Origin of the sequence: Agrobacterium vitis (genome assembly GCF_014926405.1) — a bacterium.
GTDB lineage: Bacteria > Pseudomonadota > Alphaproteobacteria > Rhizobiales > Rhizobiaceae > Allorhizobium > Allorhizobium vitis_H.
The window spans coordinates 159,811-174,354 of record NZ_JACXXJ020000003.1 but is presented as its reverse complement, the minus strand read 5'-3'; the positions used below and the strand labels follow the sequence as shown (position 1 = coordinate 174,354).

Below are 14,544 nucleotides of genomic sequence, written 5' to 3'. Positions count from 1 at the left end.
GAATTCATGCGTACTCAAGTCGTCATTATTGGCTCAGGCCCCTCTGGCTTGTTGCTGGGACAATTGTTGCATCTCAAAGGCATAGAGACCGTCATAATCGACCGTGTTGGCCGCGACTATATTCTTGGTCGGGTCCGCGCCGGCGTGCTGGAGCAGGGCATGGTGGGCATGCTGGAAAAGGCCGGTGCTGCCGACCGCCTCCACCGGGAAGGCCTTCCGCATGACGGTTTTTCGCTGGCATTCGATGGGCGTGATCACCGCATCGATCTTTTCAATCTGACCGGCGGCGACCGGGTTATGGTATATGGCCAAACCGAAGTGACCCGCGATCTGATGGACCAGCGCGACGCTGCCGGTGCCTTGACCATCTACGATGCCGCAAACGTTGAACCGCACGATTTCTCGGGCGAAAGCCCCTACGTCACCTATGAAAAAGATGGCGTAAGCCACCGGATCGACTGCGATTTCATCGCTGGATGTGACGGGTTCCATGGCGTTAGCCGCAAATCCGTGCCCCAGGGCGCCATCAAGGAATTCGAGCGGATCTATCCTTTCGGCTGGCTGGGTGTGATGGCCGAGGTGCCACCAGTGGCCCATGAACTGATCTACGCCAACCATCCGCGTGGCTTTGCGCTGTGTTCCATGCGGTCCAACACCCGTAGCCGCTACTACGTGCAGTGCCCGCTGGAAGACAAGGTTGAAGACTGGAGCGACGACCGGTTCTGGGATGAGTTGCGCCGTCGGCTTCCCGCAGAACATGCCGAAGCCATGGTGACTGGGCCATCCTTCGAGAAATCGATTGCGCCGCTACGCTCTTTCGTCACCGAACCCATGCGGTTCGGCCGACTGTTCCTGGCTGGGGACGCCGCGCATATCGTGCCGCCGACCGGTGCCAAGGGGCTTAATCTTGCGGCCAGTGACATCCATTATCTCAGCGAAGGCCTGATTGAATTCTACGGCGATAAGTCGAGTGCCGGGATTGATGATTATTCGGTACGGGCGCTGGCTCGCGTGTGGAAGGCTGTGCGGTTCTCGTGGTGGATGACCACCATGATGCACCGTTTTCCCGATACCGGCGATTTCGGACAGCGCATTCAGGAAGCCGAGCTGGATTATCTTGTTCATTCTCGTGCGGCGTCTACGTCATTGGCAGAAAACTATGTCGGCCTGCCTTACTGATCAGGGGATCAAGGCATAATGGCTGCTGCCGCATCACGGATTGCTTGCATAAGCAGTGATTGCGGCAGCGTTGCCATGGCATCGGCGCGGACGGTCAATCCGACCGGGCCGCGCGTCGGGGAGCAGTCTATCGGAAGGGCGCAAATCGTCCCTTCTGCTATGTCGCGCGCCACGACACCCTCGGAAATCACCCAGACGGCATCGCTGATTTTCAGAAAGGCGCGACCGAAGGAATCGGAGACCGTTTCGATCTGGTTGGGCAGGGTGGCGACGCCGTTGGCGATCAGGAAATAGTCAACCAAGGGACGGATGATCGAGTTGCGGGTCGGCATCAGCACCGGAAACTCACGCATCCGCTCAAACGGTGCCCTTTCTCCCGTCAGCAATGGATGGCCCGACCGGACGACGAAAACCACGGGTTCTGAATAGAGATGCTCGAAGGAAAATCCTGCCATTTTCTCCGGTGCGGCCAGCCGCCCGACCACGAGATCCAGTTCCCCAATCCGCAATTGTTCGAGCAGAACCGAGTTGTCGCCGGTGACGATCTTGATCGGGCTTCCGGTGTTCTCCGCCAAGAACGCCGTCATGGCTTGGGGCATGATGCGGGTGGCAACAGTTGGTAGCGCGCCGACCCGCACCGGCGGCCCGGCTTTGGCGGCCTCCTGCGAAACCGAATCAACCGCATGACGCAGAGCCGCCAGCGTTGCGCCCGCATGACGCAGAAAGACCTCACCATAGCGAGTGATGCGGATGCCGCGGCCCTCGCGCTCAAACAGGCTGACGCCCAAGATTTCTTCCAGCTCACGAACCGTTTTGGTTACAGCGGGTTGGCTGACATGCAGCAGATTGGCGGATTTCACCACGCTTTTCTGCCGCGCAACCTCGACAAAGGTCTGAAGATGACGAAACTTAATGCGCTGATCGATCATATTTTCCATAACCCACAGGTTATCATTAGTGGCGATAATGTCATTTTACTTAACCGATCGGCTGCTGCAAGATCGCTTTCGGAGGATAAGTGATGAAATTTCTCAAGACGACGGACGCAGTTATTCATTACCACGCGATTGGCCTGGAGAGTGGCAAGCCGGTGATTGCGTTTGCCAATTCACTCGGCACCGATTTCCGGATCTGGGACGAGGTGATCGAACGCCTCAAGGATCGGTTCGCCTTTGTGCTGCATGACAAGCGCGGTCATGGCCTTTCGGATCTCGGAAATCCTCCCTATTCGATGGCCGCCCATGTCGATGACATGGCCACACTGCTGGATCATCTTTCGTTGAAGCAGGTGATTGTCGTCGGTCTTTCTGTCGGCGGTCTGATTGCCCAAGGCCTTTACGCCAGCCGTCCTGATTTGGTGCGGGCGCTTATCCTCAGCAACACCGCCCATAAGATCGGCTCTGCCGCAATGTGGAACACCCGCATCGCGACCATTCAAAACAACGGCATCGGAGCCTTGCTTGAACCGATCATGGAGAGATGGTTTACGGCACCGTTCCGCACGACGGATAATTCGGTCTATTCGGGCTGCTGCACCATGTTGCTGCGCCAGTCAGCAGAAGGGTATTGCGGCACTTGCGCTGCGCTGCGCGATGCCGATTTCACGGAGCAGGCAACGGCTATCGCTGTTCCGACGCTTTGTGTCGTTGGCGACCAGGATGGGTCTACGCCGCCGGCTCTGGTGCAATCGCTTGCCGCCTTGATTGCCGGTAGCCGGTTTTCTGTGGTGGCTGATGCGGGCCATATTCCCTGCGTTGAGCAACCGGACGCCTATGTGGCGGCCTTGCTGCCGTTTTTGGATGAGTTGGCCTAACCAAAAAACAACAAACGAGATCGTCGCGGAGACAGAGCGGACATGACGGATAAAACAGACACAGCATCTGAGGCACATCGGCGCGGTATGAAAACCAGGCGATCCGTGCTTGGCGACGCCCATGTGGATAGGGCAACAGCGGCGGCAACCGCCTTCGATCAACCCTTCCAGACGCTGATTACCGAAAGCGCCTGGGGAACGGTGTGGTCGGGTGAACAGTGGACGAAACGCGAGCGGTCGATGGTGACCATCGCGCTGCTGGCCGCCCTTGGCCAGGATGAGGAAGTGGCCATGCATATTCGCGCCACGGTCAATACCGGGGCAACCCGCGAGGATATACGCGAAGCGCTGATGCATGTGGCGATCTATGCGGGCGTTCCGGCCGCAAACCATGCGTTCAAGATTGCCAAGGCCGTTTACGCGCAGATGGATGCCGAAGCAGTTTGAGCCTGACCGGGATCAGGGTGACTGCAACGGAGAAACTTGAGGAGGAAAGATATGAAGAATTCCCTGCCGGAAACCGGGCCATTTTTTGCCCGTGACCGGGATATGCATCCGCCAGCCTATGCCCCCTGGTACAAGACCAGTGTGCTGCGTTCGCCACAGCGGGCGTTGATTTCGCTTGAGGGTACCAAGAGCGAAATTACCGGACCGGTCTTCGGGCACGGCTTGTTGAATGAGACCGATAACGATCTGATCCTCAACTATGCCAAACCAGGTGAAATGGCGATTGGCCAGCGCATTCTGGTGCATGGCCGGGTGCTGGACGAGCGTGGTGTCGGTGTAAACGGCGCTTTGGTTGAATTCTGGCAGGCCAATGCCGGTGGGCGTTATCGCCACAAGAAGGAAACCTATCTGGCGGCGCTCGATCCGAATTTCGGCGGGGTAGGGCGTACCATCACCGACGAGAACGGTTATTATTGGTTCAAGACCATCAAGCCCGGTGCGTATCCCTGGCCGAACGGCGTCAATGACTGGCGTCCGGCGCATATCCATTTTTCCATTTTCGGCCATGGGTTTGCCCAGCGGTTGATCACCCAGATGTATTTCGAAGGTGATCCGATGATCTGGCTGTGTCCGATCGTCAAAACCATTCCGGATGAAGAGGCGATCAAGCGTCTGGTGGCGCCGCTCGATATGAATGCGGCCATCCCGATGGACATGCGCGCCTATAAATTCGATATCGTCTTGCGCGGACGCCGCTCGACACTGTTTGAGAATCGCAAGGAGGGCAACTGATATGGTGCAGCCACTCGGTTATCTGAAGGAATCGCCTTCGCAGACGGCGGGTCCGTACGTGCATATCGGTTGCACACCGAATTTCTCCGGCATTGAAGGGGTCTTCAAAGAAGATCTCGGGTCTGGTCCGCTTTATAACGACAAAACTCGTGGTGAACGCATCACCATTCGCGGTTTCGTTTATGACGGCGGCGGGAATGCGCTGAAAGATGCGCTGATCGAAATCTGGCAGGCCGATAGTGATGGGCTTTACAACAGTCCGTCGGAAACCGGCGGTAAGGCCGATCCGAATTTCCTCGGTTGGGCTCGTTGCCCAGGTGATATGGCAACCGGAGAATTCGTGTTTCACACCATCAAGCCGGGCAAGGTTCCCTTTGCCGGAGGCCGATGGATGGCGCCGCATGTGACCTTCTGGGTCGTGGCACGCGGGATTAATATCGGCTTGCAGACACGCATGTATTTCCCGGAGGAAGAGGCAGCTAATGCTGAAGATCCGCTTCTGGCGCGTATCGAGCACAAGGTACGGGTTCCCACACTGATTGCCAAAAAGCAGGGCAATGACTACGTGTTCGACATTCACCTGCAAGGTGAAAACGAAACTGTGTTCTTCGATATTTGATTGGTAACATGAGCATTTCTCCTTTCGACCATTCCTTCCTGTCCGGCCTGTTTGGCGATGAGGCCTTTTCTGCCTTGTTTGCCGAGCAGGCAGATATTGCGGCCATGTTGTCCTTTGAGGCGGCGCTGGCCACGGCTCAAGGTGAGGCCGGGGTGATCGAAGTGGGGGATGCCACGGCGATCCAGGCGGGCCTCGCCCGCTTCACAGCGGATCTCGATGCCTTGAAAACGGCCACGGCACGCGATGGCGTGGTCATTCCCGAATTGGTCGGCCAGATGCGCAAAGCTGTCGGCGGGACAAGCGCTGCAAAGCTGCATTTCGGTGCCACCAGTCAGGATGTCATCGATACCAGCCTCGTGCTGCGCCTGAAGATGGCGGCGGAACACCTTGATGAGCGGTTGGCGGCATTGATTGTCGGGTTTGAACAGCTCGATGCGGCATTTGGACAAAATGCGCTGATGGGTCATACCCGCATGCAAGCGGCCATCCCCATTACCGTTTCAGACCGGATCGCGGCCTGGGCTGGACCTTTGCACCGACACCGCGCCCGTCTGCGGGCTTTGCTCGACGATGGTTTTGCCTTGCAATTTGGCGGTGCTGCCGGAACATTGGAAAAGCTTGGCGATAAAGGCCCAGCGGTGCGCGCCCGACTGGCTGAACTGCTTGGCCTTGAGGATGCGCCGCAATGGCATAGCCAGCGCGACCGGATCGTTGCCTTTGCCGATCTCCTGTCATTGATCTCAGGCAGCCTTGGCAAATTCGGGCAGGACGTGGCGCTTCTGGCGGAAATGGGTGGAGAAATTCAATTGACCGGCGGCGGCGGCTCCTCGGCCATGCCGCATAAGCAAAACCCGGTCGGGGCTGAAACGCTGGTGACGCTTGCCCGCTTCAATGCCGTCCAGATCGCTGGCCTGCATCAAAGTCTTGTGCATGAACAGGAGCGGTCCGGCGCTGCCTGGGCCTTGGAATGGTTGCTGCTGCCGCAGATGGTTGTGGCGACGGGTGCCGCGACAAAAACCGGTCTGCAATTGATCGGTGCCATTGCCCGGCTTGGCAAATTGGCCTGATATCAAGCGGAAAAACGATGTCCGTCGATTGCAAGGGCGATTATCTCGTCACATCGATCACTACCCGACCGCGGGTTTTTCCAGCAAGGATCGCCTCAGCCAGCGCGGGTAAATTGGACATTGGTTCGATGGTTGTCATGGCTGCGAGGTGGTCGCGGTTGAGGGTTTTATCGAGAAACTCCCAGGCGCGGATGCGTTTTTCCATCGGCGTCATGACGGAATCGATACCCAGCAGCGCCACGCCACGCAGGATGAACGGCATGACGGTTGCTTGCAGGTCGGCGCCGCCCGCCAGGCCGCAGGCTGCGACAGCGCCATTGTAAACGGTTTGGGCGATGACATTGGCAAGTGTGGTTGAACCAACGCTATCGATGGCACCGGTCCAACGCTCTTTTTGCAAGGCGCCGGCCTTTTGCGCCAAATCGGCACGATCCACGAACTGGCTGGCCCCAAGCGCTTTCAGGTAATCATGGGTCTCAGGCCTGCCAGTGGACGCCGTCACCTGATAACCCCGCGAAGCCAAAAGGCTGACGGCCATGGAGCCAAGGCCACCGCCAGCCCCCGTCACCAGAACCTCGCCATTCCCCGGCTGGATTGCGCTCCAATCCTCCAGAGCCAGCACGGCGAGGGCCGCGGTATAGCCAGCTGTGCCGATGGCCATTGCTTCCTGCAAGGAAAACCCTTCGGGCAAACGCAGCAGCCATTCCGGCTTGACCCGCTGGTAGCGGCTATAGCCGCCGCCTTCGGTTTCGGTCATGCCAAACCCGTTGACGACCACGCGGTCACCGGGTTTCCAATCCGGCGAGCGCGATTCCACCACCGTTCCGGCAAGATCGGCACCTGCGATGATGGGGGTGCGCCGGGCAATCCGACCGGCGCCCGTAAAGGCCAATCCGTCCTTATAGTTCAAGGTCGAATAGGCAACTTCCACCAGCACATCGTGATCGGCCAGATCCGCCTGCGTCAATTGCCGAAAGACGCCTTTTGGCTTGCCGTCGACGGTATCGATGACGATTGCGGTGAATGGTTCGGTCATGATTGTCTCCTCACTATCAGTGCCGTGGAATCTGCCATGTCCAGTCCGGCCTGGCTACTGTCGATTCGTCTAAGCTGGTTGGGGCGTGAATGGGCAAACGAGCGGCATTCCTTCGAGAACGATGAAGAATGGGGTGTGGCCCATCGCTCTGCCTCTCGCCGGACGAATAAAATGCGTCCGCAGGCCTATCCGAGGCGAAAAAATTTCTGACTGCGATTATCCCCTGTTTTCAAGGCGCTGAGGGCGGGCTTTGATCTGTGCTCTTCCAGTCACGCATTGAAAAACAATGGGTTATAAGCAGGGGTTCGCGAGGTTTCGCCCAGTTATGATGCGGCTTGGAAAGGAGTGATTAACCTTTATTTTTTACTTCTATAGGGGACAAGAGCCATTCCAAATGAACTGTTAGGCATCATGCGCGTTCCAACACAGAATAGTCCCCGTTCTTCCGATCAGTCCGGTCATGACGATCCGCAGTCTGGCGCGGTGTCTTCATCCGATCAGGGCCGCCATTCCGGTCCGAACGGACCGCTGGAGCCTTGGCAATCGGCCTTCGTCTTGGGCCCGAATGTGCGCTTTACCCGCACACCGGAAGCCGCCATCAACAAGCGCCGGGAAGCTGAGGCGGCAGCCGAACAGGCGGCAGTCGTCGCCGCCTTGCAGAAAGCTGTCGATCAGGCTCGCGTGTCTACGCCTATGGTCTCCGTTTCCCCCGATCTGGCGTCGACCACGGCGATGCCTGCCTCTATCCCTCCCGAGTCCGCAGCGCAGAACACGGGCTTTTTCGGATTGCCAAAGACGGGGAGTCCGCTCATCGTCCCGCGCCGTGCGCCTCCACCAAGGCCGGTGAATGCGCGCCCGCCGCAGCCCGTTGCCGATGTGTCAGTGGCTGAACCTGTTCAGGAACATGAAGCTGCCCAGGCTGAGATGGTTCAAGTGCCACAGATCGTTATCGCCCCGCAATTTTCGCCGGAGACGCTGGTGCGGCCCTTGTCGAATTCACAGAGAATCGAATCTATCGGTGCGGACCTGCCGCAATTGCCTGAGGCGCTGCGTTTGCGTCAGGCTGCGGCAGCCATGCGCATGGCAGAGAATATCGAGTTGAACCTGCGCAATGAAAGCCTGTCGGTGGCTGCTGCTGCCGAAATTCCAGCTGATGGAGGGCAGGCGGCGCCTGTTGTCGCTACAGCCCAGTTGTGGGTGTCCGATTTTGCATTTTTTGAAATGCTCGCCGATCCCTTTGATCTTCCCGTCGAGGTGGAGGCTCCCCAGGTTGCTTTGGCGCCGGTATGGACGCCCATTCCCGCAGTGGAACCTGTATCGCAGCCGGTTAGCGGCTCGGTGGCAGCGCTTTATCGTGAAATCCGGGTGCGCCATGGCGCGGAACAGGCGATTTCGGTGCCTGGTCCGACAATGGTTATCGAAGAGAATGCCGAGCAGCCCGTTCCGGCTGCGCCAGTCATGGAGCAGACAGTCGAACTCGCCGCAGAGCCTGAAATTGTCGTTGATGTAACGGAAGCGGCTCCTGTCGATCTCGTCCCTTGGGAAGAACCGGTCGAGCCCGCTGAGGTTGTTCAAGCCTTGTCGTTTGTTGAAGCTCAACCGATCGTTTTGGCACCGGTGGCAATTGCTCGTCCCATTTCGGAAACCATTCGGGCCAATCGTGCCATTGGCGGCTTGGAAATGAACCGTCATCATCCGTTCGATGGTGATTTCGTTTTCCCGTCGATCAGCCTGTTACAGGAACCGCCGGCTGCGCGCGCCGAAGCCATGTTGCCGGAAGCGCTGGAGCAGAGCGCCGGTTTGCTGGAAAGCGTGCTGGAGGATTTCGGCATTCGCGGCGAGGTCATCGACGTGCGCCCCGGCCCTGTCGTAACGCTGTATGAATTCGAACCGGCCCCGGGCATCAAATCCTCTCGGATCATCGGTCTTGCAGACGATATCGCCCGCTCAATGTCGGCGCTCTCCGCCCGTGTTGCTGTTGTACCCGGTCGCAATGTCATTGGCATCGAATTGCCCAATGCTGTGCGCGAAACCGTTTATCTGCGCGAACTGATCGAATGCGAGGATTATTGGGAAAGCCGGTTCAAGCTGGCGCTTTGCCTCGGCAAATCGATTGGCGGCGAACCTGTTATCGCCGAACTCGCCAAGATGCCGCATCTTCTGGTGGCAGGCACGACGGGTTCAGGCAAGTCCGTGGCGATCAACACGATGATCTTGTCGCTGCTCTACCGGCTGAAGCCGGAGGAATGCCGGTTGATCATGGTTGACCCGAAAATGCTGGAACTGTCTGTTTATGATGGCATTCCGCATTTGCTGACCCCCGTCGTGACCGATCCGAAAAAGGCTGTCATGGCGTTGAAATGGGCGGTTCGCGAGATGGAAGACCGTTACCGCAAGATGTCGCGGCTCGGCGTGCGCAATATTGATGGTTATAACGCTCGCGCCGCCCAGGCTCGCGAAAAGAACGAGGTGATTACCGTCAGCGTTCAAGTCGGTTTTGATCGCCATTCGGGCGAGATTCTCTATGAGGATCAGGATCTCGACATGTCGCATATGCCTTATATCGTCATCATCGTCGACGAAATGGCCGACCTGATGATGGTGGCGGGCAAGGAAATCGAAGGCGCGATCCAGCGTCTGGCGCAGATGGCGCGCGCGGCGGGCATTCACTTGATCATGGCGACCCAGCGGCCGTCCGTCGATGTCATCACCGGTACGATCAAGGCGAATTTCCCGACCCGGATTTCCTTCCAGGTGACATCCAAGATCGATAGCCGTACGATTCTAGGCGAGCAGGGTGCTGAACATCTGCTGGGCCAGGGCGATATGCTGCACATGGTTGGCGGTGGCCGGGTTTGCCGCGTCCATGGCCCGTTTGTCTCGGATGCCGAAGTCGAACAAGTCGTAGCGCATCTGAAAACCCAGGGCCGCCCTGAATATCTCGGCACGGTGACTGAGGAAGACGGCGGCGAACCCATGGCCAGCGCACCGGCCATTGAAGAGACCTATGATCGTGCCCCGGTTGGCGGTGGTAGCGATGAGAGCGACGAGGTCTATGAAAAGGCTGTCAAGGTGGTGCTGCGGGATCAAAAATGCTCGACCTCCTATATCCAGCGTCGCCTGTCGATTGGCTATAACCGCGCCGCTTCACTGGTAGAACGGATGGAGCGAGAAGGTCTGGTCGGTCCGGCAAACCATGTCGGCAAGCGGGAAATCATTGCCGGTTCTTCATCCGATCCAGTCGGGAGCGGCATTGGTTTTGATGACGTCGATTGACGTGAGAGACCGATGACGACTGCGTCATTCCTGATGATGGAGATGATGAGAGTTTGTCAGGGAAAAGTGGAACCCGGTTTTCCCGAAAAGACAAACGAAGACAAAACAACCTAGGATCTGTCTGGTTCAATCTGAACCTGACAGATCCTAGGCGCAGAATGCATATCAACGCCGTGCATCTGACAGAGGCACGGCGTTTTGCATTTTAACAGCTAATCATACGGATTATTCGGGCGGCAGGACGTGGGCGCTGCCGATGACGGTCACATAAGACAGGTCGCCCGGCCTTGGCAGATCAAGGCGCGACATCCTCACGGAAAGGGGCGGCATTGCCACATCGTTACCCTGCAATTGCAAGGTGACCGTTCCACTTGCGCCCGAAAACTCAACATCCAGCACCCGCACTGGTCTGCTTGCATCTGTCATTGCCGGTTTGATGCAGATCTGCTCCGGTCGCAACATAATGTCACCGTTGCCAGTGTTGGCGCCTTCCATCGGGATCGATCCAAGCGCACAATTGGCTTTCCCAGCTGCAAATATTGCGGGAACAATGATGGCCTCGCCCAGGAAAAGTGCTGTTTGGCGGTCAATCGGTCGCTCGTAAAGCTCTCTGGGCGCGCCTGCCTGCACCAACTTGCCATCACGCAATACAGCAAGTTGGTCAGCGAAGGACAGGGCCTCTGTCTGGTCGTGGGTGACGAGAATGGTGGTGATCCCGGCGGCGGCCAGCAGTTTGGATACTGCCTTGCGCATGGTTTCTCTCAGACCCGTGTCCAGTGCGGAAAATGGTTCATCCAGCAACATCAGTCGCGGTTGACGGCCAAGGGCGCGCGCCAGTGCCACCCGTTGCTGCTGCCCGCCTGAGAGTTGATGAGGACGCCGGGCCAGGATGCTAGGATCAAGCTCGACCATTTCGGCTAAATTCCTGATCCGTTCCTCGCGGTTCTTCAGCCCGCGTTCAAATCCGAAGCCGATATTGTCGGCGACACTCAGATGAGGAAACAGCGCGCCGTCCTGAGAGACGATGCCAATGCCGCGCTTATGGGCTGGCTGCATGTATCCCGGCTCGGCCTGAAGAGCCCCGTCAAGGATGATCCGCCCCGAATCCGGCATTTCGAAACCAGCGATCAACCGCAAAAGTGTGGTTTTCCCTGAGCCAGAAGGGCCGACGATGGCGGTGCGACTAGCGGCGGGAATAGCCAGCGAGACATCGGTCAACGCCTGCACATGACCATACTGTTTGCTGACGGATTGGATATCGAGAAAGGTCATTGGCCAGCCGTGCGTTTGGATTGCGACTGCAAAAGCAGGGTAAGGGGCAGGGAGAGGACCACCATCATCAAAGCGAAGGGAGCCGCTGCCACATAGTCGATTTCGCTGGTCAGTGACCAGAATTTGGTGGCAAGTGTGTCGACCCCGTTGGGCGCCAGCATCAGCGTTGCGGTCAGTTCATTGGTGATGCCCATGGCAACCAGCGCGATACTGGCGGCGGCGCCCGGTGCTGCCAACCGCATCGTTGTCAGCCAGACCGCTCGGGTCGGGCTTTTACCAAGGCTCATGGCGGCCCTTTCCAGTTCCATCGGAGCCTGCGAAATGCTGGAACGCAAACCTACCATGGCTCGCGGCAGGAAAAGCAGGATATAGGCAGCGATGAGCGTGGCGAATGTTTGGTAGAAAGGCAGCGCTACCCGCACCGTGATGGTCACCAGCGCCAGCGCCACGACGACGCCGGGCAGAGAGCCGACATAATAATGGCAGGCCTCCAGCAGCTTTTGCAGGCGTCCCGGTGCGCGCACCGACAACCAGGCCATCGGCGCTGCGGCTAGCATCGAGAGGATGCCGCCGGTCAGTGCCAGCACGATGGTCTCAAAGAAGGCTGCGCCGACCATGTCATTCTGCCAGACACGCAAACCGCCAATATAGAGCCACCGCAGCAGCGTATAGACAGGCACGCCAAGCGCCAAAACCGTTACGGTGAGCAGCAGCAGCAAGGCTGGAACGACAAATCCGCCCAGGTCGTGGCGCAGAGAGGGACGGATCGCGCCAGAGCCGACGCGTGCATAGCGTTCGCTGCCGCGCAGAACTCCGTCAAGACCCAAGAGCAGCAAGCAGCAGAACACCAGAACGCCACTCAGCATATTGGCGGCGGGGCTGTTATAGGCCGATTGAAACTGGTCGACGATGGCGGTCGCAAAGGTGTCGAACCGGATCATCACGAACAAGCCGTATTCGGACAACAGGTGTAGCGCCACTAGCAATGCGCCCCCGAGAATGGCCAGACGCAATTGCGGCAAGACCACGCGGAAGAAGACCTGCCACGGTCCAAGGCCGAGCGAGGCTGCTGCATCCTCTATGGCCGGATCGAGCCGGCGAAGAGAGGCGGCGACGGGTAAGTAGAGAAACGGGAAATACGCGAGCACCGAAATAAACACCGCGCTCCACAGCCCATGCATACCGGGGGAAATGCCGATCCAGGCATAGCTGTGCACAAAAGCTGGAACAGCAAGCGGCGTCACCATCAGCCAAGACCAAAGCCCGGCCCAGGGCAGGCGTGTCCGCTCAATCAGCCAGGCGAGGGCAACGGCAAGCACGATGGTAACGGGAATGGTTGCCGCTTCCAGCAAGACCGTATTGATCAGTAGGTCGCCGACACGACCACGAAAGACCAGGGCTTTCACGGTCTCCCAGCCGACATCGACAGTCACCCAGGCGATAAAACCAAGTGGCACAAGGCTGAAGGCGGCGACGAATCCTGCAATCGCCAGAAGACCGATATGCCCGGCAGGCCGGTGCTGGCGCCCTGCCGTCATCCCTGTCTGCGCTTTGGGCGCTGTTCGCCTATTGTCCTGCAACAACGGTATTCGATCTTCTTGTTATGGCAATATCGATGCGGGCGTTTCCGGAAAAGCCAAATTGACTCTAAAAAAGGCAATCGCCGATTGGCGATTGCCCTAAGCCTTTCTTGAGGGAAAGACAATAGTTTCGAAGTGAAGGCGACGTCTGGCAACCGACCGGGCCGGTTGCCGTAACGCATGCAGACTGCTTTAGAGAATTCCCGTATTACAGAATTCCGGCAGCCGTCATCATTTCCGTGACCTTCTTGCTGTTCAGCTTGGTCGGCTCCACCTTCGGTGCATCCAAATCCTTGATCGGGACAAGCTTGTCATTCGATTCAGCACCCTTGCCGACGGCATATTCATAAGACGTGCCGGTTTTCAGGATCGCCTGGCCTTCTTTGCCGGTGACGAATTTCAAGAATGCCTGGGCATCCTTCATATGTTGGGTGGACTTGATGATGCCGCCGCCGGAAATGCTGAGAAAGGCGCCCGGGTCCTGATGCTTGAAATAATGCAGTGCCACGTTGCCGCTGTTTTCTGCGGTCTTGGCTTGATCGCCGAACCAGTAATAATGATAGATCACCGCGCCTTCGACTTCACCGGCATTCACGGCCTTCATGGCAACGCTGTTGCCCTTGTAGAAGGTCGCATTTTCCTTCAAGGCCTTCAGCCACTTGGCGGTCGCTTCCTCACCCTTCAGCTCCAGGAGGGCGCTGACGATCGCCTGGAAATCCGCACCTGATGGAGAGGCTGCCCAACGGCCTTTCCACGCCGGATCGGCAAGATCGAGCAGGGATTTTGGCAGCTTGTCCTCGCTGAGCTTGTTTTTGTCATAGGCAAACACTGTGGAGCGGGCAGCAATGCCGATCCATTGGCCATTGGCTGGACGAAACTCTTCCGGTACTTGCGCCAGGGTATCGGCATCAACAGAAGCAAACAGGCCAGCCTGATCGACCAACGTCATGGCTGGCGAATTTTCCGTCAAAAACACATCGGCTGGTGAGGCTTCGCCTTCCTGCAAGAGCTGATTGGCAAATTGCATGTCGCTGCCCTGGCGCATCGTTACCTTGATGCCCGTCTGCTTGGTAAAGGCTTCGACCCATTCCCGGCCCAGGCTTTCATGCTGTGCATTGTAGACCACAATGCCGTCGCCGTCGGCGGCGAAAGCCGGCACAATTGCAGTCGTCGCGAAGAGGGCGGAAAGAACAGCCATAGCGCGGAGGTCGGAAATACGAGAGATTTTCAAGTCAGTCTCCTTGTCGAAGGGCAGAAGGAAGTTACAAATCTGGACCTTGGTTAGGTAAGCTGAGTATTAAAGTCAAGTTACTCTCGGTTGGGAAGTGTGTGGCCACTGAACGGCTTAGCTGTATCCAGCGCCTAAAACGACTGTTGGATACGCCTATGGGCATGGGAATGAAGGGCGAGAGGCCGTTTCATCGCAGGTTATCGCACTATGGGTGCAACCGGTTCTGCGTTCC

Annotated in this window: 12 protein-coding genes; 7 read left to right on the top strand and 5 right to left on the bottom strand. The window is 57.8% G+C overall.

All coding sequences use genetic code 11. The features are described from left to right. The first annotated feature begins 6 nt into the window (after positions 1–6). Positions 7–1,179, top strand: a complete 1,173-nt coding sequence (pobA, locus tag IEI95_RS02410) for a 4-hydroxybenzoate 3-monooxygenase (protein ID WP_070148546.1) — start codon at positions 7–9, stop codon at positions 1,177–1,179. 8 nt (positions 1,180–1,187) lie between these two features. Here pobA and pcaQ read toward each other — a convergent pair whose 3' ends face one another. Beyond that, positions 1,188–2,108 (bottom strand): pca operon transcription factor PcaQ, encoded by a 921-nt coding sequence (pcaQ, locus tag IEI95_RS02405; RefSeq protein WP_156533647.1) that lies wholly within the window; start codon positions 2,106–2,108, stop codon positions 1,188–1,190. A gap of 92 nt (positions 2,109–2,200) precedes the next feature. On the opposite strand from pcaQ, the gene pcaD reads away from it, so the two are divergent. Genes pcaD through IEI95_RS02380 form a run of 5 tightly spaced genes read left to right on the top strand, consistent with a single transcriptional unit; the run spans position 2,201 to position 5,917 of the window. Then, a complete protein-coding gene (pcaD, locus tag IEI95_RS02400; protein ID WP_156533576.1) occupies positions 2,201–2,992 on the top strand; it encodes a 3-oxoadipate enol-lactonase in 792 nt (263 codons plus the stop codon). Positions 2,993–3,034: 42 nt separating this feature from the next. Then, positions 3,035–3,439, top strand: a complete 405-nt coding sequence (gene pcaC / locus IEI95_RS02395) for a 4-carboxymuconolactone decarboxylase (RefSeq protein ID WP_156533577.1) — start codon at positions 3,035–3,037, stop codon at positions 3,437–3,439. A 51-nt stretch (positions 3,440–3,490) separates the two neighbouring features. Then, entirely contained in the window at positions 3,491–4,231 is a 741-nt protein-coding gene (gene pcaH, locus IEI95_RS02390; RefSeq protein ID WP_012654371.1) for a protocatechuate 3,4-dioxygenase subunit beta, read from the top strand. 1 nt (position 4,232) lies between these two features. Then, complete coding sequence (gene pcaG, locus IEI95_RS02385; RefSeq protein WP_012654372.1) at positions 4,233–4,850, top strand: protocatechuate 3,4-dioxygenase subunit alpha; 618 nt, start codon at positions 4,233–4,235, stop codon at positions 4,848–4,850. A gap of 8 nt (positions 4,851–4,858) precedes the next feature. Next, positions 4,859–5,917, top strand: coding sequence for a 3-carboxy-cis,cis-muconate cycloisomerase (locus IEI95_RS02380; RefSeq protein WP_194415738.1), 1,059 nt, complete (start codon positions 4,859–4,861; stop codon positions 5,915–5,917). A gap of 40 nt (positions 5,918–5,957) precedes the next feature. Here IEI95_RS02380 and IEI95_RS02375 read toward each other — a convergent pair whose 3' ends face one another. Continuing rightward, positions 5,958–6,953, bottom strand: coding sequence for an MDR family oxidoreductase (locus tag IEI95_RS02375; RefSeq protein ID WP_194415736.1), 996 nt, complete (start codon positions 6,951–6,953; stop codon positions 5,958–5,960). A 411-nt stretch (positions 6,954–7,364) separates the two neighbouring features. Here IEI95_RS02375 and IEI95_RS02370 point away from each other — a divergent pair, with 411 nt between their 5' ends. Next, a complete protein-coding gene (locus tag IEI95_RS02370; protein WP_194415734.1) occupies positions 7,365–10,229 on the top strand; it encodes a DNA translocase FtsK in 2,865 nt (954 codons plus the stop codon). Positions 10,230–10,454: 225 nt separating this feature from the next. Here the strand turns inward: IEI95_RS02370 and IEI95_RS02365 are convergent, their stop codons facing one another. From IEI95_RS02365 to IEI95_RS02355, 3 genes are all read right to left on the bottom strand, one after another. Next, positions 10,455–11,501, bottom strand: coding sequence for an ABC transporter ATP-binding protein (locus tag IEI95_RS02365; protein WP_156533581.1), 1,047 nt, complete (start codon positions 11,499–11,501; stop codon positions 10,455–10,457). Next, entirely contained in the window at positions 11,498–13,039 is a 1,542-nt protein-coding gene (locus tag IEI95_RS02360; protein ID WP_156533582.1) for an ABC transporter permease, read from the bottom strand. Before IEI95_RS02360 ends, IEI95_RS02365 begins: the two co-directional genes overlap by 4 nt. Positions 13,040–13,289: 250 nt before the next feature. Beyond that, on the bottom strand, positions 13,290–14,279 hold the full coding sequence (locus tag IEI95_RS02355) for an iron ABC transporter substrate-binding protein (RefSeq protein ID WP_156533648.1): 990 nt from the start codon (positions 14,277–14,279) through the stop codon (positions 13,290–13,292). Positions 14,280–14,544 lie beyond the last annotated feature (265 nt).